The sequence below is a fragment of the Prochlorococcus sp. MIT 1011 genome (genome assembly GCF_047305235.1).
In the GTDB taxonomy this organism is placed as follows: Bacteria; Cyanobacteriota; Cyanobacteriia; order PCC-6307; family Cyanobiaceae; genus Prochlorococcus_B.
This window is the reverse complement of the sequence record NZ_CP138983.1, coordinates 1,370,071-1,394,904: the sequence shown is the minus strand read 5'-3', so window position 1 is coordinate 1,394,904 and position 24,834 is coordinate 1,370,071. Positions and strand designations below refer to the sequence as shown.

Here is a 24,834-nt window from a genome sequence, read left to right as displayed (position 1 = left end):
TTATTAATTTGTTAATGACAGGCAAATTTTGAGGTTTTTACTTTTTCCTTAAACAATGAAACTTTTCTCTGATCTCCTTTCCTCATCAAATTCAAAAATTACTGTTAATAATGGTCCTGTTATTAAACAAGGTAGAGGAGTTGAAATTAAGTCTTCAAGAGAGATAGAAATTATGCGTAAATCTAGCAAAATAGTTGCAACTGTATTAAGTGAAATTAAAGACTTAGTTCAACCCGGAATGTCTACTTTGGATCTAGATAATTATGCAGAAAAACGAATAAGAGATCTTGATGCTAAGCCAAGTTTTAAAGGATATCATGGCTTTCCAGGTAGTATATGTTCAAGCATAAACAATGAGGTTGTTCATGGTATACCAAGTAAAAAGAAAATTATTAATGATGGAGACTTACTCAAAGTAGATACGGGAGCTTTTTATAATGGTTACCATGGTGATAGTTGTATAACTATTTGTGTAGGAAATACTTCAGATGAAGCAATTGAACTTAGTAGAGTAGCGAAAGAAGCTTTGATGCTTGGAATAAAACAAATTAGACCACAAAATAAACTTCTTGATATTGCAGGAGCGATAGAAGATTATGTGAAAGATAACGGTTGTAGTATTGTCGAAGATTATACGGGACATGGTGTAGGAAGGAATCTTCATGAAGAACCTTCGGTGTTTAATTTTAGAACTAATGATTTGCCAAATGTCACTCTTAGAGAAGGGATGACTATTGCAGTTGAACCTATTATCAATCTAGGGTCTAAGTACTGCAAGACACTTCGTGATGGCTGGACAGTAATTACAAAAGATGGAAATCTATCTGCTCAGTGGGAGCATACTGTTTTGGTTACGAAGAATGGCTTTGAAATACTAACTGATAGAGGGGATTGAGTATCTTAATTAATGTGATCATTTGAATAAATTTTCTTTATAAATCTTGAGTACGATATTCTAATTGATTCAATTACTGGCATTAATAAATACGTTATAGGATTAGGAGATACTATGATTAAATAATCCTCTTTTTCTGCTTTTTTTATTATTTTTTTTGCTACAAATTCAGGGCTCAAAACTCCTTGTGGATTTAATTTTGACTTGAAAGGACCTAATATTAATTTTTTGATTATAAAATGAGATCTTTTTTCTATTAATAATTTACTTTTCTTTAGACTTACAAGCTCACCTATTAGACGTTTCGTTATTTCATATACTGGACTAAAAGCTATTTGGATTTCAGCTTCTGATGTGTTTACCCATACTTCCTTTGAATTGTACTTGTTTAAATTATTATTAGACAGTGCTAATTCCTCAAATATTTCTATTAATCTCCAATGACTAAGTGAGTTTATTTCTATCGCTTTATTTATTTCATTTGAATCAATCATTTCTTTTGGATTGAATCCATGGTTAAGTATTAAAATGTCAATATTAGCAAGGCTGTTTGAAAGGAGTTCTTCTTTACCACAGGACCAAGTGATCCACTCATTTGGTGTGCTTTCAAAAGACTTATTATTGGATTTTTTGTTATGAGTTAAACCAACTATATGAGCCCCTTTCCCTTTCAGTACTTCAATAAGATACTTGCCAAGGCTTCCATTTGCGCCAGTTATGGCAATTCTTAAGCCCTTAAACCTTGAGTCTTCTGACAAGTTTTTCTTCATTGAGTTATGTTGATTGTATCTCTTCCTAAAAATTACAAATCATTAGAGAGTTTTTGTCTAATTAGAATTTTATGGGGATTTAGTGTTGAGAACTTTTTCAAAAAGCCTAAACTTATAAAGTTATTAATCTCACATCAGGTCTTTAATTAATGAGCAAGACCTTTCTAATTGGATCATGTGAACCATTTAGCGGTAAGTCAGCATTAGTTCTTGGCTTAGCAAGAAATTTAATTGCTTCAAATCATTTGGTTAGATTTGGTAAACCACTAGCCACAAGCCTTGAATTAAATGTCTCTGAAAGAGGAGACATTCAAGATATGGTTGATGATGATGTCAGGTTTGTTGGAGAGACATTGAAATTAGCTGTTGAAAATTTAATTCCTTCTATTCAATACTTGGCTGCCTCTACGGCTAGTAAGAGGATTGAATCTAAGTTATTAGACCCCGGGATTAAATTTGATGAGTTCAAGCTATCTCTTGATTCTTCTGGTGAGGTTGTCAATATCCTGGAAGCAGCAGGTAGTTTGCATGAGGGACTCTTGTATGGATTAAGTCTCAGTCAACTTGCTAAAGGTTTAAATGCTAAAGTTCTACTCGCTCATTTTTGGCAAGATAGTAGAAGTATTGAAGCTCTATTGGAGGCTAAGAATCAACTTGGAGATCATTTAAGTGGTGTTGTTTTAAATGCTGTTAACCCTGATCAAATCAAAGATATTAAAGAAAATATAGTCCCTTCTCTTAAGTCACTAGGATTAGATGTCTTTGGGGTGATGCCTAGGTCCCCTTTGTTGAGGAGTGTCACTGTTGAAGAATTGGTGAGACGTTTAAATGCTCGAGTTGTTTGTTGCTCTGACAGGCTTGAGTTGATGGTTGAAACATTGAGTATAGGTGCGATGAGTGTTAATTCTGCAATGGAGTTTTTTCGAAGAAGGCGCAATATGGCAGTAGTTACTGGAGCAGATCGAACGGATATCCAATTAGCGGCTTTAGAAGCTTCTACTCAATGTCTAATATTGACAGGTGCTGGAGAACCACTACCACAATTAATTAATAGATCAGAAGAGTTAGATGTTCCATTGCTAAAAGTTGATCGAGATACGCTTTCAACAGTTGAGGTCATTGAGCAAGCATTTGGTCATGTTCGTCTTCATGAAACAGTCAAAGCTACTTATGCTTTTCGTTTAGTTCAAGAACATTGTGATGTTGATCGAATCTTTAAAACTTTAGGAATTTCTTCTTGAGTTCATGAACAGTGCTACCTTTAAATTATCTGAATTAGGATGTCCTTGAGTCGATCACTCGATCTTCCTGCATTGGGACGAGTTGATACTCTCGCTCAGGAATTAGCCTTGTTAAAAAACGAGGGGAAAAGAAGAATTGCTTTTTTAGGAAGCAGACATGTGCCGGTCGTTTCGATCCATATAGTCGAATTAATAGCCCGGTCTTTAGCTCAAGAAGGTCATTCGATAATTACATCAGGCTCTCAAGGGGTCAATGCGGCAGTAATTCGAGCCGTTCTTGATGTCAACCCCTCTCTCTTAACTGTTTTATTGCCTCAGTCTCTTGATAGACAGACTGCAGAGGTTAAGGATCTTCTTGGGAGTGTATTACATTTAATAGAAAAAGAAGAAAATAATGATTTGCCTTTGCCAATGGCAAGCAGTCTTTGTAATCAAGAAATTATCAATAGATGTGATCAATTGATTTGTTTCGCATTCCATGACAGTGAAACACTATTGAGTAGTTGCCATAGTGCTGAAGATATGGGAAAAATTGTGAGTCTTATGTTTTTTGATTAATTTATAATCAAAAATAATTATCTATTTGTAGATATTTTTTAAGCCTGCAAAATATCTTTTAAGTATTTTTTTAAGCAATTTGCACTTTTGTTCATAAAATGATGGTATTAAACTCAAATTCTTATGCCTTCTTCTTATTCTTTTGATGTAGTTTCAGAATTTGATCAGCAGGAATTAGTAAATGCTATTGATCAGTTGAAAAGAGAAGTTGATCAAAGATATGATCTTAAAGATTCAAAGACTAAAATAGATATTCAAGAAAATGAATTATCTATTGTGTCTCTTAGCGAGATGACAATCCAAGCCGTAAAAGATATCTTGTTACAGAAGGCTACTAAAAGAAATTTATCATTAAAGATTTTTGATTTTCAAAAGATTGAAACAATTGGTGGAAATATGGTAATGCAAAATATTTTGTTAAAAAAAGGATTGTCTCAAGAAATTGCAAAAAAATTAAGTAAGTTGGTTAGAGATAACATAAAGAAGGTGACTGTCTCAATACAAGGGGAAAGCTTAAGGATTACCGGTAAAAACAAAGATGATTTGCAAACTGCAATTAATTTGATTAAGAAACAGGAAGACGATCTGGATATAGCCCTCCAATTTGAAAATTATAGATAGGAAATAAATAATTAAAAACTTTAATTGCTATTATTCTTATTATGGAAAAATCAATACAGAAACTTGCTAAAAAAGCAATTGAATTCTCTAATAATTCAAGAAAAGAATTGGAAAGAACATGTTGGATGATTGTCCATGAACATAAGCACGGCGCTATGCCAACAGAATATGATATTAGAGAGATTGATGAAGAACTTTATTTGGAGGTTTTAAGAACTGCTAAAGAGATGATTTAGGTAAAAAAGATTTATGTCTTTATTTGTAAAAGAAGTCTTTTTGATCAATATTAAAAAATAAGGTAATTATTTTTTCTATCTAACAATCTTCACAATATTCTCTAAATCAACATAAAATTATTTCAAACAAATTTTTCTATGACAACTCCATTTCGTAATGTGACTCCGAATGGACCTGGTGGCACAACAACTCTTCTACTAGTCCTCTCCTTTACTGGCTTTTTACTACTTACTCAAGCATTTTTTGTTGTTCCTGCTGGGCAGGTTTCAGTCGTGACAACATTAGGTAAAGTAAGTGGAGGATCTCGTAAGCCTGGTTTGAATTTCAAAGTTCCTTTTGTTCAAAATACTTACCCTTTCAATGTTCAGACTCAAGTTAGACCTGAAAAGTTTGATTCATTAACTAAAGATTTGCAGGTTATCTCTGCTACTGCAACTGTAAAATATGCGTTAAAACCTAGCGAGGCTGGACGAGTATTTAAAACCATTTCCTACAATGATAGAGAGATTTATAACAGGATTATTCAACCTTCACTTTTGAAAGCTCTTAAGTCAGTCTTTTCAAAGTATGAATTGGTAACTATTGCTAGCTCTTGGAGTGATATTTCAGAATTAGTCGAAGAAACGGTGGCAGATGAACTCAACAAGTTTGACTACGTAGATGTTCAATCTCTTGATTTAACTGGTTTAACAATTGCTGATGAGTATCGAGCAGCAATCGAAGAAAAACAAATTGCTGAACAAAAACTATTAAGAGCTCAAACTGAAGTTAAAATAGCCGAGCAAGAAGCTTTAAGATATGACACTTTGAACAAAAGTCTTGATGATCAAGTTCTTTTTAAATTGTTTTTAGATAAATGGAATGGTGAAACTCAAGTTGTTCCTTCTTTGCCAGGTAATACCTCAGGAAATGTCCCAGTTATTGTAAGCGGAAGAAATAGATAGTAATTAAAAATTACTAAAAAAGTCCAATTTAAGTAAAACTTGAATTGGACTTTTTTTATGAGATTTCAGAGAAGATTTCTTGAAAAGCTTTTATTGTCGCATTTATATCATCTTCAGAATGAGCAAGCGATGTAAAACCAGCTTCAAATGCACTTGGGGCTAGATAAATACCCTTCTGAAGCATCAGTCTATGAATTTTACTGAATAGTTCAGTGTCAGCAGATTTGGCTTCCTCAAAGTTTCTAATAGGGCCCTCACATAAGTAAAAGCCGAACATAGCGCTAATGCTCTGTCCATGAATGGGAATATTTGATTCTTTAGCAGCGGTAAGGATCCCATCCAAAAGCTTTTTCGTAATAGCTTCTAATTTTTCATATGTTCCTTCTTGTTTAAGGAGTTCAAGAGTTTTAATACCTGCTGTCATGGCAAGAGGATTTCCGCTCAAAGTACCTGCTTGATACATTGGACCGGATGGGGAGACCATTGACATGATTTCTTTACGGCCTCCATAAGCTCCTACTGGAAGGCCGCCACCAATTACTTTCCCCATAGTCGTCAAATCAGGAGTAACTCCAAAACGCTCTTGTGCTCCTCCATAGCTGATTCGAAAACCAGTCATCACCTCATCAAAAACCAGAAGAGCACCGTTCTCTTGAGTTACCTCTCTTAATCCTTCTAAGAATCCTGGCTCAGGTGTTATGAAGCCTGCATTCCCCACAACAGGCTCCAGTATGACTCCTGAAATAGCATCAGGGTTTTCAGCAAATAGTTCTTTGACTGCTTCAAGATCGTTATAAGGGGCAGTAAGAGTATTAGCTGTTGTACTCCTTGGAACACCCGGTGAGTCTGGTAGGCCGAGTGTCGCTACGCCTGAGCCTGCCTTCACTAAAAACATATCTGCATGTCCGTGATAGCAGCCCTCAAACTTGATAACTTTATCTCTTCCAGTGAAGGCTCTCATTAAACGGAGCACAGCCATACATGCTTCAGTGCCACTATTGACGAAGCGGACCATTTCAACGCTCGGTACGGCATCTATAACCATTTCAGCGAGCTGGTTTTCCAGAATACAAGGTGCTCCGAAGCTCGTACCTTTTTCAAGTGTTTCTTGAAGGGCTGCTATTACCTCAGGGTGAGCATGGCCACAAATCGCAGGCCCCCAGCTGCCTACATAGTCGATGTATCTGTTTCCATCAAGATCCCAAGCATAAGGACCTTTAACTCGATCAAAAACGATTGGATCCCCTTCAACAGATTTGAAAGCTCTTACAGGTGAACTGACTCCACCAGGCATTAAATTTTTGGCAGAGCCAAAAATCTCTTCAGATCTTTTTGTGTTCAACGCGTCTGTCACAGCACCTCAGCTAATGAGCTCATAAACACAGTTCGCCATAATGGCCTAAAAGTGACTGATTCGTCTAAATTTTTGAATCTGTTCAGCATCTGGTTATTTTTTTTAATGTTTAAAAGATCTATATTCCTCATTGAGCTTAATCGTAAACACAAGTGCTAGACAAGCTTTCTTTGAGGTGATGCCCTTTGAAATCAAAAAATTTTAGCTAATTGTAAATATTTGATTTGTTAATTCTGTGATGATTTGAAAATAGAAAAAACCTGATTTTTTAAAAGAAAAATTCATTTTCAGTCTCTGATGGAGGCCAGCTAATGTCGACAACTACAGGCGCATGGTCACTGGGCTTTTCTCTAGATCTTGGTTCTTTGTCGATCCAACAACTATTGGCACAACTAAGAATATCTTCTGTTAAGTAAATATGATCGATTCGCCAACCCTTGTCCCTTTCCCAGGCTGAATGGCGATAATCCCACCAAGACCAATTTTTCTCTCCAGGCTCGAATATTCTAAAAGCATCTTCTAATTCCCCTCCTAAAGCATCTTTAAGTAAGTTTCTCTCCTTAGAAGAAGCCATTATTGTTTCTCTATATTTTGTTGGTGTATGTATATCTCTATCTTCAGGGGCAATATTAAAGTCTCCTAGTAAACATATAGGTGTATTATTTGAATTTATAGTCCTTAGATAAATCTTTAGACATTCTATCCATTGTTCTTTATAAATAAATTTATCTGAATCTAATGCTGATCCATTTGGAACATAAACATTAATGATTCTAATATCATTAATTTCAGCGCTTATAATTCTTTTTTGCTGACTTATTATAGATGCATCTTTATAGTCAGAGATTACAGGGTCAAAACCAATCTTTATATCACTAATTGGAAATCGACTTATTATTGCTACTCCGTTGTATGACTTTTGCCCAGAGATTGAAACTTCATATCCAAGTTGTAAAAAGATTTCAATTGGAAAGAATTGATCTTCTGTCTTTGTTTCTTGTAGGCAAAGTACGTCAACCTTATTTGTGATGAGCCACTCTTTGACGTGATCTATTCTTGATCGAATAGAATTTACATTCCAAGTTGCAACAAGCAAGACTTTAATTTTTATTGCTTAAGTTATTATCATGTAAATTCAGACGAAAGTTTAGTTTTGAATAAAACTCCACGTTTTTTTCATAGTCAATTTTTTTTGGCTTTCGCTTGTTTCACACCAATTTTAATTACGGCCGAACAAGTTATTTCTTCTTTAAGGGTAACAAAAATTTCAGAAATAAAAAATTATTCAACTGATGAGAAAAGAGATATTTATAGTACTTTTGATTCAGAAGATCAAATCGATCAAGGTTTACCTATTGATCCATTTGATTTAATGAATCGTCTTAAACAAGTAGAAGCTATGGATGATGCCACAACTCCATCAGATGCACTTGATGAAGCACTCAATGCTTTTGATCAGTCAGAGTACGAAAATGTCCCAAATGAATAAAATCCCAAAAAGTATTTGTCGGATTTTAGTAAATTTAAAATTAGACACTAATGGTCCATTTATTAAATAGATGCAGAACCATCCCATCCCCTTGGTCACTGATCCATTGCAATACAGAGCAATCGGAATGGTTAGAGGTATTTACAAGCCTCAAGATAATGACAACTTTACTCGTGGAGCTCTTATTGATTCTAAAGGTAATGAAATAGATTCAGTTTTGCTTGGAAGAGTTATAACTTTGGTCCGTAATCATGTCTCACTAGAAAAACCTCATCTCTGGGTCGTATATCCAAGATGTAGGAATAATCAAAATCTTCATTTGCAAATTACAGGTATTTGGGAACCTAGTACTTTGAAAAAAGATCTTATTGAGAAAGAGAGATTGAATAAAGCTTCAATTCCTAAAGTTGATTCCGATGATTTGTCCGAAGGTGATGATTATTTTTCAATAAGAGGAGAATTGGTTTTTACTAAGCCAGAAGATAAGGAAGTAGTTATAAAAATCCGTCAAAAGCCAAGAAATCAGCAAAAGAAAGCCTTGCCTTTTAAAGTTAATCTCAAAGGTGAAGTACCTATTAATTATTTAAAACACTTTATTAGCCTTAATGTTCGTCGTATAGACTATCAACTTTTGATTGAGGATTTTCAAGTTATAGGGCCTATTACTCAACAACCAATAAAAAATAAAATTAGAAAAAATCTTAAAAACTAAAATTAGACTTAAAAAAATAATTCAAATGTATTTTGTCTTTAAAACTTATTATAAATATATTCATAAATGAAATCTATTTTTATTGATTGTAGTCTTGGAATATCTGGAGATATGTTGGCATCAGCATTATTAGATTTAGGTGTTCCTCATTCTATTTTTGCAGATAATTTATTAAATTTAAAGATAGATAAAAATTATAAATTAAAATTTAAGCAGGCTGATAGTGATGGAATAAGGGGAATTGTCTGCATAAAAAATGAAAGTGAATTTAAAAAACTATCTAGAACTCTTAATGATATTAAAAACTTAATTCAAGATTCAAGCCTGAATGATTATGTGAAAAAAAAATCTATTAGGGTTTTTGAAATTCTTGCTGAAGCAGAAGCGATTGTTCATGGGAATAAAATCTCAGATGTTCATTTTCATGAACTAGGTTCAATGGATTCAATACTTGATGTTGTTAATGTTTGCTCCGCTATAGATTTTTTAAAGCCATACAATATTTATTTTTCAAATCCACCTTCGGGGAAAGGAATCGTTTCCACTTCCCATGGCCCTCTGCCCGTTCCAGTGCCTACAGTGCTAGAGATAGCGAGGCAAAAAAAAATCTCATTAATGGTACTTGATGATAAATATTTTGGTGAGATAACAACCCCTACTGGCATCGCATTGATAGCAACTTTTATAGATAAGTTTGCCAAATCAGATCAAATAAATATTAAAAAGATTGGTATTGGCTTAGGAAGTAAAAATATTTCTCGACCTAATTTCTTAAGAGTTCTGTTGATAGATGAAAATGATGATTATCTAGAAAATAATAAGCCTTCTTATGAAACTATAATTTCTCAGGAAGCTTGGATTGATGATTCTACTCCTGAAGATGTTTCGGTTTTAATCGAAAGATTAAGATCTGCAGGTGCTATAGATGTTATTTGTTATTCGGTCGACATGAAAAAAAGTAGAAAAGGTATATGTATACAAGCTATTCTCTACCCCAATTATAAAAATTTACTGAGGGAAGTTTGGTTTAACTATAGTACAACAATTGGAATAAGAGAAAATAAGATTAGCCGCTGGATACTACCAAGAAGAATAGTAAGTCATGAAACTAAATTTGGGAAAGTTAATGTTAAACAAACGATGAGACCAAATGGTCAGATTTCAATAAAAATAGAACATAAAGATTTGACTCAAATAACTTTAAATACAGGGATTCCAATAGAAGAGATACGTCAGAAATTAATAGTAGAATTATCAGAATTTTATGAATTAGATGATTGGTCCTTTTCGTAATTAATTTTAATATGATTCAATTTATAAAAAATAATTATGTTTTTGCAATGATCTCAAAAATCAATATTAAACTTCTGATAACATTAATTTGTTTTACATTTCTTGGAACTTCAATATATGGAAATTTTGAGTCTTTATCTGATCAGACAATCTCTAGGCAAGAGATCTTATGGCTATTAGGAGGAGTTCTATTTACTTTTTTTAGTATAATTATTAATGCATATGCATGGAAATTTTTAATAAATAATATTGTTATTAATCCTACTAATCTGAAAATAATAAAAATATTTTTAGCTACAAATATATATAAATATCTACCTGGAGGAATATGGCATTTTGTATCTAGATTTAATACTTTGCGAACTGAGCTCTCAACTGAAAAATCAGTAGAATCTATTTTCTTAGAACCATTATTGATGCTGGTCGCAGGTTTAATTTTTATTCCGTTTGGGAGCTTTAATATTGCTATAAATATACTTTGCTGGGCATCTACTTTATCCTTTTTACCAGGATTTAGAAAATTTTTAGTTAAAAAATTGAAGGTAATGAAGGCAAATTTTTTCAGTAAGCTTGATCATGTGAAAGACGGAAAACAGGAAAAAAGTGATAACAATGTATTAATAAGGATGTTTTATCCTTACAAGGCACTATTCGTAGAGATCATATTTGTTTTGTTTCGCTTTCTGGGCTTTTTATGCTGTATGAATGCATTTTCTATAGGGGCATTGATTTCTCAAGGTGAATTGATATCTATCTTTTCTTTGGCATGGGTAATTGGTCTTATAGTACCTGCTGCACCAGGAGGCTTTGGTGTCTTTGAATCTGTGATTCTATTTACTCTAGGTTCAGACTTGCCAGAAGCATCTCTCTTGGCTTCATTGCTTTGTTATCGTCTTGTTTCAACAATCTCTGATATATTCGCAGCTATGATTTATCCAGTTAAAAAATTATTTAAAGTTTAAATATCTACGTTAGTTTTTTCTGTTATTTAAGCTTGGTATTAAGGCCATACAGGCTATTAACCCAAGACTAATTATTATTAATGAAGGTAAGATAGATTCTGCTACTCTTTCATCTCCAGCGTATTGAAATATTCGTACTGAAAGCGTATCAAAATCAAATGGTCTTAATATAAAAGTAAGCGGTAATTCCTTTATTGTGTCAACAAAAACAAGTAGTGCTCCTACAAATATAGGTCCTTTTAGAAGTGGCAAATGTATTTTGAAAAGGACATCTGACCAGTTCTTCCCAAGATTTATGGCTGCATTATCTATATTTGGTGAAATCCTCTCAAAGCCAGCATCAAGCCCACCTTTTGAAACAGCAAGAAATCGAATGCTATAACCCCAGATTAGCAAGCTTAATATGTTTATTTGCCATACACTTCCTTTAAAGGAAAGAAGAGAAAGGGCTAAAACAGAACCAGGAATTGCATAGCCAATACTGGATAAGAAGGTCAATATATTGAGCCATGGATAATTTTGCCATCTCTTGGAAATTGATAAAATCAATGATATAAATATAGTTATTAATGAAACAATTAAAGCTAAACTAAAGCTTCTAATAGTTAATCCAATTAAATCTGTATTAAAGCCTTGATTCATTTGATCAATATTTATTAGTGCCCATGTAATTGGAATGCCCAATGTAAGCATTGGAGGAGTAAAGGTTATGAATTGAGCAAGGAATAGATTTATACCTTTTAATTTCCATTTTGGTGAGTCTCCACTAATTATTTCGTCTATCCATCGTTTACTCCTCTCTCTTGATTTACGCTCAATTGCAATTAATAGAAAAACTAAAGTCAGAGTAAATAAAGCAAGAGCAATGGCACCTGAAGGCTCACCTTCTTCTACCCAACTCTCAAGTATTCCAGCAGAAATACTTGGAATATTTAAAAGTTGAACGGCACCTAATTCATTAATTATTTCCATCGCCATTAAAGCTAACCCAGCAGTAATTGAGGGAATTGCTATTGGCAGAGATATTCTAAAAAAACTTTTCCATGGACCTATCCCAAGAGTTCTGCAGGCCTCAATTTGCTTCCTGCCACCTTTCTCAAAACTTTCTAAACTTAGTAGAAATACATATGGATAAGTTGTGAATGACATTATTACTACACCCCAAAACATACCGGTTATTCTGATGGAATTTATACTACCTAGGTCAATGAATGTAGCTGCTAAAAGATAAGCTGGAGTTGCGAAAGGAATTAGTTGGCAAACTCTAAGAATTTTTCTCCCTTTGAAATGGCAATTGGCTAAAATCCAACCATTAGCTACTCCTAAAAATCCTCCGAGAGTTAGAGAAAGAATCAATAATAATAGTGTTCCTTTTATCTCATTAATATTGTTTATCGTCAAAAAGATAGCCCCTTTTTGAATACCGAGAAAACCCTCTTTTACGAGACTAAATAACGGCCATAAAATAAAAAATGTTAATAGGATTACTAGTAACTTTAATATGTATCGACTATAATTTGATCCCATTAAATTATAGACAAATTTAATATTAGTTTCTTTTTCACAGTCCCTTGCATTGGATTTGATGTTGTTCAATTTATTCTTAAAAGTTGCTATATGTGGTTATTTGTCAATACATGCATTTAATTGAGAGAGCATTTTCTCTTTATCTAATTCTTTTCCAATAAAGACAAGTTGATTATTTCTTTCTTTTCCCCATTCGCTATCTTCAATAGAGATTCTTTTACCAGCAAGGTGAAAGAAATGTCTTCTCTCGCTTTCGCTGAACCAAAGGATCCCCTTTGCTCTGAAAACATTACTTTGTAATTGATTATCTAGAAAATATTGGAATTTCCTAAGAGAGAAAGGTTCTTTAGTTTGAAAAGAAACAGAGAGAAAATCTTCAATTTTATTATCTTCTTCTGAGTTAACATGTCCATGTTTATGTGCATGAGATTGATTATGAACCGATTCTTTTTCATTTATTAGGTCAGTTTCGAATAGTCCTACGCTTAATAAGAGATTAAGAGGAATATTCCCTTTAATACTTTTTAAAATTCTCACATCGTTTTTTAATTCTTTTAACTTTGATATCGCTTCTTCTATATTTTTATTAGATACTAAATCACATTTGTTAAGAAGTAAAATATCACCATAGATTACTTGGGATCTACCTATTGAACTTTGTAAGGCAACATCATTAAAGTTTTCAGCATCAATTAAAGTTATAATAGAGTCTAATCTTGTTTGATCTCTTAACTCACTTCCAAGTAATGTCATTGCGACTGGTAGAGGATCGGCTAATCCTGTAGTTTCAATAATAATATAGTCTAACTTCTTGTTGACATTGATTAACTTTTCTATTGCTTCAACTAATTCACCATTTATAGAACAACAAATACATCCATTACTTAGCTCTATCATTTCTTCTTCGGTCTTAATTATTAACTCATTATCAATTCCTATTTCACCAAATTCGTTTACTAATACAGCTGTCTTTATGCCTTTCTGATTAGTAAGGATATGATTTAATAAAGTTGTTTTTCCTGATCCTAAGAATCCTGATATAATTGTAATAGGAATATTAGTTTTGGAAGCCATATATTCTTGAATATTAGATTCATTAGTGTTCATTTTAATGGAAGTAATTAATGATACATTAGGTGTTGATTAATTTATCAATAGACTCAGCAAGCTTGATGTCGTTATTAGTAATTCCACCTTTATCATGAGTACTTAGATTGATTTTAACTTTATTATATGTATTCTGCCAATCAGGATGGTGATCCATTTTTTCAGATAAAAGAGCAACCTTAGTCATAAAGCCAAATGCATCAATGAAATTATCAAATTTAAATTCTCTCTTTATCGTTTTATTATCTATTATCCAAGAAGGATTATTTTCTATAAAATAATCGAGTTGATTTTGCTCTAATAAGGAAGTCATGAGTTTTTTATATTTAATTTTAATTTAAATCAAAATCACCAATTGCATGCAATTGTAATGACCTTGATTTATTTGATGTTCTATGTTCCCATATATAGATGCCTTGCCATAAGCCGATTTTTAATTCACCATCAACAACACTGAAGCTTAAATTATTCGAAGTAAGCATTGTTCTGATATGAGCAGGCATATCGTCTAACCCTTCTTGTGAATGTAGATATTCGATTTTTTTACTACTTCTGTTGTTTGGATAAAATCCCTGCTCTGGGACAATAGCTTTCATGTATGTTGATAGGTCTTTAAGAACATTAATATCCGCATTTTCATTAATAATTAAGCTACAGCTTGTATGCTTTAGAAAAACAAGAAGTATTCCTTTTTGAAACTTTTTATATTGGATCCAATCATTAATGTCTTTTGTTATATCAGTAAAACCTTGTCCTCTCGTCTCAAAATCTAAAGTTGATAAAATTTGTTCCATTACTAATAAACTGTATGACCTGACTATATTAAACACTCAGGTTTGTTTGTTTTTAATTAAGTTAAAGTATTTTAAATTCGATCGTATAAAAAGATGTAACCTTTTTGATTTTTAAATAATGAATAATTTTATTAAGAACTTATGATTTAAATTATTTTAAATTGATGAAATATGGATCTATTTTCATCTATTGGATATTAGAATTACACAAATATCAAATAGAATACTTTGTCAAAGTCTGCTTGGCAGCTTTTGGGTGATTACCTAAAACAAACGCAGTTATTGGGATCTATACAAAGCACTCTCTACTGGGACCAAAATACATCTATGCCTATAGCAGGTTCAACTTGGAGAGGTGAGCAATTAAGTCTTTTAGCTAAGCAACTTCATGCAAGACAAAGTTCCGAACAGTTCGAAATTTTAATAAAAGAAGCAAAATCTGAACTTCAAAATTTAAAAGAGAAAGACGATTTTGAATCAGAACTTATGAAAAATAGGTTTAAAAATATTGAGTTGCTTGAGCAAGATTTCAATAGGCAAAAAAGATTGGATCCTAACTTGGTTGTTGCGCTTGCAACCGCAAAATCTGAAGGTTATATGTGTTGGCAGGAAGCTAGGGAACATAATGACTTCAAAAGTTTTTCTCCAGCTCTCAAGAAATTAATTTCACTACGAACAGAACAATCCAATCAGCTCTCTGAAGAAAGAAGTTGCTGGGAGACACTTGCCCAACCTTTTGAACCGAACTTAACGATTAATCGTGTAAGCGAACTATTTGAACCTTTACAAAGAAGATTGCCAGAATTGATTCAGAAGGCTGCGACAATAACTAATAAAAAGAGGGGAAAATGGGATTTAGCAAATAGCGACCAAGAAAAGCTCTGTCAAATACTTTTAAATGATTGGTCTAGGGATCCTTCTAATACAGCTATAGCCAAGTCCCCTCATCCATTCTCTATAACTTTAGGTCCTGATGATTACCGAATTACGACTCGAATAGTTAAAGGTCAGCCACTTTCTTGCTTATTAGCTACTGCCCATGAGTGGGGACATTCCCTTTATGAACAAGGCTTGCCTTCTGAAAGTCACCAATGGTTTGCATGGCCATTAGGTCAAGCAACTTCTATGGCTGTTCATGAGAGTCAGTCTCTATTTTGGGAAAATAGAATTGCTAGGAGCTTTTCATTCGCAAAGTCTTTTTGGCATCATTTTGAGAATGCAGGTGCTCCAATTCACTCTGGAAATGATTTATGGATCAATCTAAATCCATTTACTCCCGGGTTGAATCGAGTAGAGGCCGATGAACTTAGTTATGGCTTGCACATAATGATTAGGACTGACTTGGAAATTGATCTTCTAGAGAGAGGACTTTCTGTGGACGATCTGCCTAATGAATGGAATAAAAGGTATTTGAACCTTTTAGGTGTCTCGCCAGGAAATGATATTGAAGGATGTTTGCAAGATGTTCACTGGAGTGAGGGGATGTTTGGTTATTTCCCTTCTTATTTACTTGGTCATCTTATTAGCGCTCAGTTAACAAAAACTCTTGAAGAAGATTTAGGAAAGATTGAAAATATTATTGAATCTAATGAAATAGGTAAAATATTGGGTTGGCTTCGCAAAAATGTTCATCATCATGGGAGAAGTTTGGATTCCGAGGAACTTGTAAAGAAGGTCTCTGGAACAAGATTGTCACCAAATTATTTTCTTGAATACTTAGACAATAAACTTGAAAAGCTTTCTAGAATCTCTAATTAAAATATATATTTATTATGATAAAAATTAAATAAAGCATATTTTTTTTTTGAAATTTTTCTAAATTATTTGCCAGAACTTCATTTGCATTTACTGCGTTGATTTACCATGTAAGAACATAAAAAAATACTATGGCTAACCTTGACCAAGCACCTAGCAGAACAATGCCTAATCTGCTTCATGTCTTGCCTGCGTTTGCTAATGAATCTGAACATAGAGTCAACACAATCGTTGAGTTGAATTCAAATACAATAAATAAATACGAGCTTATTACTGAAACAGGGCATCTAAAGCTTGATCGAGTCGGATATTCCTCTCTCGCCTACCCTTTCGCTTATGGTTGTCTTCCACGTACATGGGACGAAGACGGCGATCCATTAGATATCGAAATTGTGAATGTTACAGAGCCGTTAGTACCCGGTTCAATTGTTGAAGCAAGGATTATAGGAATAATGACCTTTGATGATGGGGGTGAAGTTGATGACAAAGTTATTGGCGTAATAGCCGATGATAAGAGGATGGATCACATAAAAAGCTTTGAACAATTAGGAAAGCATTGGATTAAGGAAACAACTTATTATTGGGAGCATTATAAAGATCTTAAAAAACCAGGAACTTGTACTGTAAATGGCTTCTTTGGTGTTGAAAAAGCAGTTGAGATTATCAAATCTTGCGAGAAGCGTTACTTATCTGAAATAGATCCTAATTTAATTAATTAACCTGTTTGAATGATTTAGGGCCTTGCAGATTTGAAAATCTCTTCTAATATTTCTCCTGCGCCACGGCCTTTTAATTCATTAGCTAAGTCTATTCCTATTCCCTCTGCAGAGCTTACGGATCCTTTTTTTATATCTCTAATTAATCTTTTACCATCTAAACTTGCGACCATTCCTTCAAGAATTAATTCATCGTTGTTAATTTCAGTTCTAACGCCTATAGGAACTTGACATCCTCCTTCAAGCTCTCTGAGGAAAGACCTTTCTGCTAAACATCTTTTGGATGTTGATTCGTGTTCAAGTGTTTTTAAAATATCTAGTACCTCTTGTTGACCACTTACACATTCAATGCCAAGTGCTCCTTGTCCCACAGCATGGAGAGAAATATCTGTTGGAATTAACTGATGTATTCGATTAGCAAAACCAAGTCTTTGCAATCCAGCAGCTGCCAAGATAAGACAGTCATATTCTCCTGAGTCGAGTTTTTCTAATCGTGTAATAACATTTCCTCGTACATCTTTGAAAACAAGATGTGGATAATGGTATCGCAATTGAGCAAGCCTTCTTAAGGAACTGGTCCCCACTACAGAACCTTCTGGCAGAGTCTCTAGTTTGTGAATTTGATTTTTCTCATTAACGACTAACGCGTCTGAAGGATCCTCCCTTTCTGTTATGCATCCAAGTATTAATCCATCTGGAAGGTTCGTAGGTAAATCTTTAAGTGAGTGCACTGCAATTTCGGCATGACCAAGAAGCATTTGAGCTTCAAGTTCTTTGGTGAAAAGACCTTTATCACCTATTTTTGCTAATGCTACATCAAGTATTTTGTCACCCTGTGTAGCCATTGCTTCGATAGTGATAGCAAGATCAGGATGTGCTTTTTGTAGTTCATCTCTTACCCAGTTCGTCTGAACCATGGCCAGCTGGCTTCGGCGAGAGGCGATGCGCAGTTGGTCTAGTTTCATTAGCAAATATTTTCTATTTCTTTACCTTAAGCAGTCAACCTGACCAAATTAAAATTCTTGGAAAATAATTTAATAAGGTTGATGTGAATTGAAATCTATGATCTTACCAATATTTGTATTTGTAGCTAGGGAAAGTATGGGTTGTAGTTTTATTTTTTTAATTTAGCTTGATATATTCTTTAAGTACTCCGTTTCTATTTGGATGACGGAGTTTTCTGAGAGCCTTAGCTTCTATTTGCCTAATCCTCTCTCTGGTTACATCAAAAATCTGTCCAATTTCTTCAAGGGTTTTCATCCGCCCATCGTCTAACCCATAACGAAGTCTTAGAACATCCCTCTCCCTGGGACTTAATGTGGCGAGAACACCCTCTAAATCTTCTCTTAATAGGGTTTTTGCCACATCTTGTTCAGGATTTTCTATATCTGCTTCAATAAAATCACCAAGTCTAGAATCTTCTTCTTTACCTATAGGGGTCTCAAGAGAAATGGGAAGCTGAGCGCTTTTAGCAATAAATCTCAGCTTCTCAATCGTCATTTCCATACTTTCGGCGATTTCTTCTTCGGTTGGTTTCCTCCCAAACTCTTGACTTAAGACTTTTGTGGTTTTCTTGATCCGCGAAATTGTTTCATATAAATGAACAGGCAAACGAATTGTTCTGCTTTGATCTGCAATTGCTCTAGTAATAGCCTGTCTGATCCACCAGGTAGCGTAAGTTGAAAATTTATATCCTTTCTCATGATCAAATTTTTCAGCTGCACGGATGAGACCAAGACTTCCTTCTTGTATAAGATCTTGAAAAGACAACCCTCTATTCATATATTTCTTGGCAATTGAAACTACTAATCGTAGATTCGATTGCACCATTTTTTCTTTTGCTCGTCTACCAAGCATCAATCGCCTGCGGAAGCGAGTTAATGGCATTTCTGCAAGAACTGCCCATTCTTTCACTGATGGGAAATGTCCATTCTCACTTTCAAATTGAGCAGCTTCTTCCTCTAATTGAAGAAGATCAGCTATCTTTCTTGCTAATTCAATTTCTTCGTCTGGCCTGAGAAGCCTTATTCGACCAATTTCTTGTAGATAAACCCTAATTGAGTCTTCTGTGTAAACACCCTTTGGCCCTATTTTTATACTTGCTAAAGCTTTAGCTGCTGCTTCTTGAGCACTCGATAGCATTGAGGCGTTGTCATCATCATCCAGATCAATATCTGCTTCAGGTACTTTATTTGCTTCAGCAATCAATTTATCCGCCTCTAGATCTAAATCAATTTTTAGATCATTTGAAGATTCTTGAGGAAGAGTTTGGGTTTCTTTAGTCACGTTTACCTTTGCGGCTGTTTTTTTAATTTTTTTTGAATTGTTTTTAGTTTCCTGATTAAGAGAAATATTTCTAGATGTCTGTTTTTCCTTTAACATGATTTCTCAATGGTTTTGTGGTCTGTTGGAGCACTCAGGTTATTACCCGAAAAATGGTCAGAATCTCCTAGAGATAATATTTCAGGAAAAACTATTTAATTTGTAAAAATTCAACAAAAACACTCTAATTTGAGATTGTCCTTAATCGTGATAAATCTTGCGAAAAATCACATGACATCAATACGGACTTGAAATTATGAAGGATGTTTTGTTGAGGGATGGAAATGTGTAGGCAAGGATGTCAGGGGATTTCTCAGACCGGCCTATCTAAGGAAGGGATTTTCCCTATCCTTGATAAAGCTTCTAGTCTTCCCTCTGGGCGGAATGTTGCAAGTTCCACAACAGCCATAAAGCTGTTCACAATCCAATGTTAGAAAAAATTTCTGAAGTCGGCAAGTATTAAAAATGATATGAATCCTTTTGTATTTGATATTTGGTTACATGTAGGTCGTGAAGGACGATGTTTCTCTTATCAAGATGGAAAAAATTTAGATATTGATTTAGGCGATGTTGTGACAGTGCGTCTGAAAGGTCAACCCATGCAGGGATTGGTCGTTAAGAAGAAAAAAAATATAATTTTTTCAAAGGAGAATTTAAATACTATTTCATTGAATAATGTAGAAACATTGGTTCAAAAAGCAGCTATCAAAAAAGAATGGAGAGAGTGGCTAGAAGAAATTGCTCATAAATTATACGTAAGTGATTTTCAGATGCTTAAGACCGCGTTACCTCCCGGTTGGTTGGGAAGGTCGAAGTTATCGAATAGATCAAAAAAACTTTGGTGGGTAAAATTATCCAATAATAATGATGGAAAGATATCTAGTCGACAGAGTGAATTAAAGACAAATCTTCTATTAAATGGAGGAGGGAAATGGCAAAAAGATTTGGAGGCTGAAGGATTTTCTTCAGTATTGATTAGAAACTTTGTCTCATCTGGTTGCGGAGAAAGAGAAAAACGCTCCGCTTTTTTTAAATCTCTTGGTGATGAAGAATCCAATGAGAAAAAAAGATTTAAGATGGAGGATCCTCAACCTTTAACATTAGAGCAAAAATTAGCAAAAGAAAAATATGAGTCTCTTTCAAATGGTTCAGCTCTTTTGCTTTGGGGTATAACTGGTTCTGGTAAGACTGAGGTATACCTACAAATTACAGCACTTGAATTATCAGCAGGTAGACATTGTCTTATACTTACACCTGAGATTGGATTAGTACCACAATTAGTTGATCGCTTTCAAAAGAGATTCGGATTAAATGTTTTTGAATATCATAGTAATTGTTCTAATAAAGAGAAAATTGAGACATGGAAGAGATCTTTAGACACTAAAACACCTAGTGTTTTTATTGGTACTCGCTCAGCTGTTTTCCTGCCATTATCTAACTTAGGATTGATAGTTCTTGATGAAGAACATGATAGCTCTTATAAACAAGAATCCCCAATGCCTTGCTATCATGCAAGAGATTTGGCAATTCATAGAGCAGAAAAATTCGGAGCCAAAGTCATACTTGGAACAGCAACTCCATCTTTAAATGTTTGGAAAAATATAAAACCCAACGGCAATGTGGTTGTTGCGAAATTAAACCAACGGGTCTTGAATCGTAAATTACCAACTGTTAGTGTTGTAGACATGCGTGCAGAGTTAGCTAATGGAAATCGAAGCTTAATAAGTAAATATCTAAAAAAACAACTTTTGAATATAAAAGAGAGTGGGAATCAAGCTATTATTCTTGTCCCTAGACGTGGATATAGTAACTTTCTAAGTTGCCGTTCTTGTGGAGAGGTCGTTCAATGTCCACATTGTGATGTTGCACTAACTGTACATCGTTCCAAAGAGGGGAATCAATGGCTACGTTGTCATTGGTGTGACTTTCGTTCGAGAATTACTGATAGATGTGGAGAATGTGGCTCAAATGCTTTTAAACCGTTTGGGACTGGGACACAAAGAGTTATGGACCATTTAGAAAGAGAACTAGAGGGTATGAGTTTATTAAGGTTTGATAGGGATACAACTAGAGGTCGTGATGGCCATAGATTGTTGTTAGAAAGATTCGCTGATGGCGACGCCGATATTTTAGTAGGAACCCAGATGCTTGCTAAGGGTATGGATCTGCCAAAAGTAACTCTTGCCGTCGTTCTAGCAGCAGATGGTTTATTATATCGTCCTGATTTAATGGCTACCGAAGAAACTCTTCAACTTTTCATGCAACTGGCTGGTCGTGCTGGACGTGGTGAGCAGCCTGGGAAGGTTGTAGTGCAAACTTATTGCCCTGACCATCCTGTTATTCTTCATCTGATTGATGGGAGATACGAAGAGTTTCTTAAACAAGAGGAAAGAACAAGAAAAGAAGCTGCGATGGTTCCGTATAGTCGAGCTTGCTTATTAAGGTTTTCTGGAGAATCTTTAGAGTTGACGTCAAAAGGAGCATTTCATGTCTCCTCAAAAATTAGGAATATTTGCAGTGCAAAAGATTGGAAAGTGGTCGGTCCAGCGCCTTCATTGGTTGAGAGGGTCGCAGGGAAAAGCCGTTGGCAACTTCTTGTGTATGGACCAGAATCAAGTCAAATTCCAATTCCTAATGGACCCGAATTATGGAATGACCTACCAAAAGGAGTAAGCCTTTCTATTGACCCTGACCCTCTTCAACTATGAGTAGTCTTATACTCATTATGGTGGTAACTCAGGGAACCCAAATCCCATTTGGAGGCGAAATCTCTGAAGAGAGAGGCTTAGTAAAGTCAACAAAATTATCAAGATAATCCCAACTGAAATTTGGTTCCATTTCCAATTTGAAACCTCCAGTTGATTAAGTTGTCCAATCTCAAGGGGAAAGAACACTGCACCTTTTTTAAAAGTATGATCTACAGGTTTGGTTTTGAAATTATTTTTATTGCCAATATCATGAGTAATTATGTGTATTTTTAATCCAGGAATTTTTGGAAATCCTCTCAAATCAAAATAAATTTTTAAATTTTGTCTAGTGCCAATTAACCAGTTTCTGTTGTTTGTAATTATTTCAGGTTTATTTATATTGAATCCGCTAGTCTTTGAAGCAACTATAACTGTTTGCTGAAGTAATTTATTTGCTTCTTCAAAACGAATAGTTGGTGATTCAAAATGCTTCTTACCATCATGAGTTTGGAGTTTTAAGATGCTATGTTCTTTAGTAAGATTATCTTCAAATTCCGTCAGCCATGGAATTGATTCACTAGAATTACTCTCTATATCAAGTGAAATTTTTAGTCGATCTGGACCCGTAACACTAAAGTTTGTTGATATGTCAACACAACCACTCAAAAGGAATGTTAATAATAAAATTATTAATGAAGTGATTATTGAGAATCCAAGGTCTAGACTTTTTGTTGGACCAGTTGGAGGATGATTAATCCTCTCCTTCTTCTTTTTCGGTTTTCTAAATGACGATTTTAGAGATGGCTCCATCTCTAGCTTTGGTATCTCTATCGACCAGTTTGACGGTCTTGGCAATTGTGGAGCATCAAGTATTGATAAAAGCTGTTTAGCTTGTTGACGGACACTTTCTTTTTTATTATGGATTAATGTTTGACAAATACTGATCGCCTTTTGTTCTTCACCTTTTCCCATGTAGGCAGTAACTATGATTAGTCTAAGCTTTCCTCCAATTGAGGTATCTGCTTGGGAATCTAGTAGCAAAGGGTCAACTATCTTTATACAAAAATTGTAATCACCTTTCTCAAGGGCCGCTTCAGCAGCTTTTATGGCTGAAGCTATATTTGACATTTAACCTCTACCCATAACCATTGTTCCAATACCTGCATCAGTGAAAACTTCTAATAGAAGTGCGTGAGGGGTTCTTCCGTCAATGATATGAGCAGCATTAACACCTTGTGCAAGCGAACGAATACAGCATTCAACTTTTGGTTTCATACCTGCTTTAACTATCCCTTTATCAATTAACTCTCTGGCTTCCGATAGCCGTATCTTTTCTATTAAGGAAGAAGGATCATTTTCATTCATTAAGATACCAGGAGTATCTGTTAAAAGGATTAATTTTTCGGCAGCTAGTGCTGCTGCAAGCTCTCCAGCAACAGTATCAGCATTGATATTGTGTGATCTGCTATCTGAAGAATTGGCTACGCTAGAAATGACTGGGACGTAACCTCCTTCGAGAAGAGGGGTTAATATCTTTGTATTTACTTTTGCAACCTCTCCAACAAGACCATGACTTCCCCCCCCAAGCGTTCTTGCCTCAATAAGTCCGCCATCTATTCCACATAGTCCAACAGCCAAGCTTCCGTGATTGTTGATACCACTTACTATTTGTTTATTTACTCTTCCAGCAAGAACCATTTCTACTACATCCATTGTCTCCGTATCAGTAATACGTAAACCATCAAGGAAAACAGGCTTTATTCCTAATTTCCCCAACCATTGGTTTATTTCTGGGCCCCCACCATGAACGACTACTATTTGTACGCCAACAGACGAAAGAAGAGCTAGATCTCTAAATACTGCATTCTGAAGTGCTTTATCCGCCATAGCTGAGCCACCATATTTGATTACGATCCTTTTGTTTGCAAAACGCTGAATATAAGGGAGCGCTTCACTTAAGACAGAAACTCTTACTGAATCTTTTTCCGTAAAGGGTTTATTGAAATTTTCACTGGAGTTAGCTTGTTGGTCTTCTCTATTCATTTTCTTGTGGATTTTCTTCTTGTTTTTGTGGAAGTAAGGTTAAATCTAATTCACTGGATGTGGGACAAAATAATTCAGCGCACAAACCTTTAGCAAAGAATCTTCCTAAACGTTCTTTTTGAGCGTTCCATCTTTCTAAAGATACAGCAGCCATCTTGAATCTCATTCGTATTCCGTAATTACCATCTTTAACCAATTCTTCTATTTCTAAAAGTTGAGGTGGATTGTCTATGTCCCAAAGCTTTAATACTCTTAGAGAGGCTTCAAGCTGACAAGATTGACCATAGCGCCATCTGGTCACATCTTTAACTAGTTTTCCTAGCTCTTCAGGAGCTTTATCTCTTTCTGAAGCAAATTTACTTGGAGGGACTACTCTTAAGGCAGGTGGAACTTCAGTCGTTTTTAGTGATATTCCTATCAGGAAAATAGGTACTCCGTAGAAAAAGGTTGGGACACTGAGGTTTGTTGCATCAGTGAAATAAGCGGTTAGGCCAATTAGAGAAAGGGATGCTCCTCCGATAGTGATGAGGTTTGCTGGTGAAAGAAGTTTATTCATGAGTATGATTTTGGCTAAAATCTGGGGCAGATGGGTTTTCAGGAGACAGTCTCATGGCCTCACACCAAAAACAATTTTCTGAGTTAAATGAACTTGTTGAAAAATTAAACAAGGATAGATCTTGGATCCTTGAACAATTAGATAGAGGCAGCTGGCCAGAATTTAGACCTGATTTGGCTGCTTTGGAGAGAGAATTGGGTCAACTCTTAACCAGGGCTACAGAATACATTGAAGAAAATTGTTGATTTTTT

At 34.7% G+C, this 24,834-nt stretch carries 26 protein-coding genes; 14 read left to right on the top strand and 12 right to left on the bottom strand.

From position 1 onward, the window contains the following. The first annotated feature begins 55 nt into the window (after nt 1-55). On the top strand, nt 56-895 hold the full coding sequence (map, locus tag SIB75_RS08335) for a type I methionyl aminopeptidase (protein ID WP_413682810.1): 840 nt from the start codon (nt 56-58) through the stop codon (nt 893-895). A gap of 5 nt (nt 896-900) precedes the next feature. Here map and SIB75_RS08330 read toward each other — a convergent pair whose 3' ends face one another. Then, nucleotides 901-1,665: an SDR family oxidoreductase gene (locus tag SIB75_RS08330; RefSeq protein WP_413682809.1), complete on the bottom strand. Its 765-nt coding sequence runs from the start codon at nt 1,663-1,665 to the stop codon at nt 901-903. A 149-nt stretch (nt 1,666-1,814) separates the two neighbouring features. On the opposite strand from SIB75_RS08330, the gene SIB75_RS08325 reads away from it, so the two are divergent. The 5 genes from SIB75_RS08325 (at nt 1,815) to SIB75_RS08305 (ending at nt 5,266) form a co-directional block, all read left to right on the top strand. Further along, nucleotides 1,815-2,906, top strand: a complete 1,092-nt coding sequence (locus tag SIB75_RS08325) for a phosphotransacetylase family protein (protein ID WP_413682808.1) — start codon at nt 1,815-1,817, stop codon at nt 2,904-2,906. Nucleotides 2,907-2,945: 39 nt separating this feature from the next. Further along, entirely contained in the window at nt 2,946-3,464 is a 519-nt protein-coding gene (locus tag SIB75_RS08320; RefSeq protein ID WP_413682807.1) for a DNA recombination-mediator protein A, read from the top strand. Nucleotides 3,465-3,587: 123 nt separating this feature from the next. After that, nucleotides 3,588-4,085, top strand: a complete 498-nt coding sequence (locus tag SIB75_RS08315) for a YajQ family cyclic di-GMP-binding protein (protein WP_413682806.1) — start codon at nt 3,588-3,590, stop codon at nt 4,083-4,085. 41 nt (nt 4,086-4,126) lie between these two features. Continuing rightward, a complete protein-coding gene (locus SIB75_RS08310) occupies nt 4,127-4,321 on the top strand; it encodes a hypothetical protein (RefSeq protein ID WP_413682805.1) in 195 nt (64 codons plus the stop codon). A gap of 138 nt (nt 4,322-4,459) precedes the next feature. Beyond that, complete coding sequence (locus SIB75_RS08305) at nt 4,460-5,266, top strand: prohibitin family protein (RefSeq protein WP_413682804.1); 807 nt, start codon at nt 4,460-4,462, stop codon at nt 5,264-5,266. Between the two features lie 55 nt (nt 5,267-5,321). On the opposite strand, the gene hemL is transcribed toward SIB75_RS08305, so the two are convergent. Both hemL and xth read right to left on the bottom strand, forming a co-directional pair. Further along, a complete protein-coding gene (gene hemL, locus SIB75_RS08300) occupies nt 5,322-6,608 on the bottom strand; it encodes a glutamate-1-semialdehyde 2,1-aminomutase (RefSeq protein ID WP_413684838.1) in 1,287 nt (428 codons plus the stop codon). 280 nt (nt 6,609-6,888) lie between these two features. Beyond that, a complete protein-coding gene (gene xth / locus SIB75_RS08295) occupies nt 6,889-7,716 on the bottom strand; it encodes an exodeoxyribonuclease III (protein ID WP_413682803.1) in 828 nt (275 codons plus the stop codon). Nucleotides 7,717-7,773: 57 nt separating this feature from the next. Here xth and SIB75_RS08290 point away from each other — a divergent pair, with 57 nt between their 5' ends. The 4 genes from SIB75_RS08290 (at nt 7,774) to SIB75_RS08275 (ending at nt 11,076) form a co-directional block, all read left to right on the top strand. Further along, nucleotides 7,774-8,109, top strand: coding sequence for a hypothetical protein (locus SIB75_RS08290; RefSeq protein ID WP_413682802.1), 336 nt, complete (start codon nt 7,774-7,776; stop codon nt 8,107-8,109). Between the two features lie 70 nt (nt 8,110-8,179). Next, nucleotides 8,180-8,821: a hypothetical protein gene (locus SIB75_RS08285; RefSeq protein WP_413682801.1), complete on the top strand. Its 642-nt coding sequence runs from the start codon at nt 8,180-8,182 to the stop codon at nt 8,819-8,821. A 66-nt stretch (nt 8,822-8,887) separates the two neighbouring features. Further along, nucleotides 8,888-10,114 (top strand): nickel pincer cofactor biosynthesis protein LarC, encoded by a 1,227-nt coding sequence (gene larC / locus SIB75_RS08280; RefSeq protein ID WP_413682800.1) that lies wholly within the window; start codon nt 8,888-8,890, stop codon nt 10,112-10,114. 11 nt (nt 10,115-10,125) lie between these two features. After that, the gene (locus SIB75_RS08275) at nt 10,126-11,076 is read left to right on the top strand and encodes a lysylphosphatidylglycerol synthase transmembrane domain-containing protein (RefSeq protein WP_413682799.1); all 951 of its coding nucleotides are present in this window, start codon (nt 10,126-10,128) and stop codon (nt 11,074-11,076) included. A 9-nt stretch (nt 11,077-11,085) separates the two neighbouring features. Here the strand turns inward: SIB75_RS08275 and SIB75_RS08270 are convergent, their stop codons facing one another. From SIB75_RS08270 to SIB75_RS08255, 4 genes are all read right to left on the bottom strand, one after another. Then, entirely contained in the window at nt 11,086-12,603 is a 1,518-nt protein-coding gene (locus tag SIB75_RS08270) for an ABC transporter permease (RefSeq protein ID WP_413682798.1), read from the bottom strand. 96 nt (nt 12,604-12,699) lie between these two features. Beyond that, a complete protein-coding gene (locus SIB75_RS08265; RefSeq protein ID WP_413682797.1) occupies nt 12,700-13,710 on the bottom strand; it encodes a CobW family GTP-binding protein in 1,011 nt (336 codons plus the stop codon). A gap of 25 nt (nt 13,711-13,735) precedes the next feature. Then, entirely contained in the window at nt 13,736-14,023 is a 288-nt protein-coding gene (locus SIB75_RS08260) for a 4a-hydroxytetrahydrobiopterin dehydratase (protein WP_413682796.1), read from the bottom strand. A 19-nt stretch (nt 14,024-14,042) separates the two neighbouring features. Further along, nucleotides 14,043-14,504, bottom strand: coding sequence for a secondary thiamine-phosphate synthase enzyme YjbQ (locus SIB75_RS08255; protein ID WP_413682795.1), 462 nt, complete (start codon nt 14,502-14,504; stop codon nt 14,043-14,045). A gap of 228 nt (nt 14,505-14,732) precedes the next feature. On the opposite strand from SIB75_RS08255, the gene SIB75_RS08250 reads away from it, so the two are divergent. Further along, complete coding sequence (locus SIB75_RS08250) at nt 14,733-16,262, top strand: carboxypeptidase M32 (protein ID WP_413682794.1); 1,530 nt, start codon at nt 14,733-14,735, stop codon at nt 16,260-16,262. 128 nt (nt 16,263-16,390) lie between these two features. Beyond that, a complete protein-coding gene (locus tag SIB75_RS08245; protein WP_413682793.1) occupies nt 16,391-16,978 on the top strand; it encodes an inorganic diphosphatase in 588 nt (195 codons plus the stop codon). A 14-nt stretch (nt 16,979-16,992) separates the two neighbouring features. On the opposite strand, the gene hemC is transcribed toward SIB75_RS08245, so the two are convergent. Continuing rightward, nucleotides 16,993-17,940 (bottom strand): hydroxymethylbilane synthase, encoded by a 948-nt coding sequence (gene hemC / locus SIB75_RS08240; protein WP_413682792.1) that lies wholly within the window; start codon nt 17,938-17,940, stop codon nt 16,993-16,995. Between the two features lie 157 nt (nt 17,941-18,097). After that, nucleotides 18,098-19,357 carry an RNA polymerase sigma factor RpoD gene (gene rpoD, locus SIB75_RS08235; RefSeq protein ID WP_413682791.1) on the bottom strand — a complete coding sequence of 420 codons (1,260 nt, stop codon included), beginning with the start codon at nt 19,355-19,357 and terminating at the stop codon, nt 18,098-18,100. Between the two features lie 410 nt (nt 19,358-19,767). On the opposite strand from rpoD, the gene priA reads away from it, so the two are divergent. Continuing rightward, nucleotides 19,768-22,005: a primosomal protein N' gene (gene priA, locus SIB75_RS08230; RefSeq protein ID WP_413682790.1), complete on the top strand. Its 2,238-nt coding sequence runs from the start codon at nt 19,768-19,770 to the stop codon at nt 22,003-22,005. A gap of 15 nt (nt 22,006-22,020) precedes the next feature. On the opposite strand, the gene SIB75_RS08225 is transcribed toward priA, so the two are convergent. From SIB75_RS08225 to SIB75_RS08215, 3 genes are read right to left on the bottom strand one after another with little or no spacing between them, the layout of a single operon-like run. Further along, complete coding sequence (locus tag SIB75_RS08225; RefSeq protein ID WP_413682789.1) at nt 22,021-23,112, bottom strand: DUF3153 domain-containing protein; 1,092 nt, start codon at nt 23,110-23,112, stop codon at nt 22,021-22,023. Continuing rightward, nucleotides 23,113-24,027 (bottom strand): acetylglutamate kinase, encoded by a 915-nt coding sequence (gene argB / locus SIB75_RS08220; protein WP_413682788.1) that lies wholly within the window; start codon nt 24,025-24,027, stop codon nt 23,113-23,115. It lies immediately after the preceding gene. After that, a complete protein-coding gene (locus SIB75_RS08215) occupies nt 24,020-24,583 on the bottom strand; it encodes a DUF2854 domain-containing protein (RefSeq protein WP_413682787.1) in 564 nt (187 codons plus the stop codon). Before SIB75_RS08215 ends, argB begins: the two co-directional genes overlap by 8 nt. Before the next feature lie 53 nt (nt 24,584-24,636). Between SIB75_RS08215 and SIB75_RS08210 the strand changes: the two genes are divergently transcribed. Continuing rightward, a complete protein-coding gene (locus SIB75_RS08210; protein ID WP_413682786.1) occupies nt 24,637-24,828 on the top strand; it encodes a hypothetical protein in 192 nt (63 codons plus the stop codon). Nucleotides 24,829-24,834 lie beyond the last annotated feature (6 nt).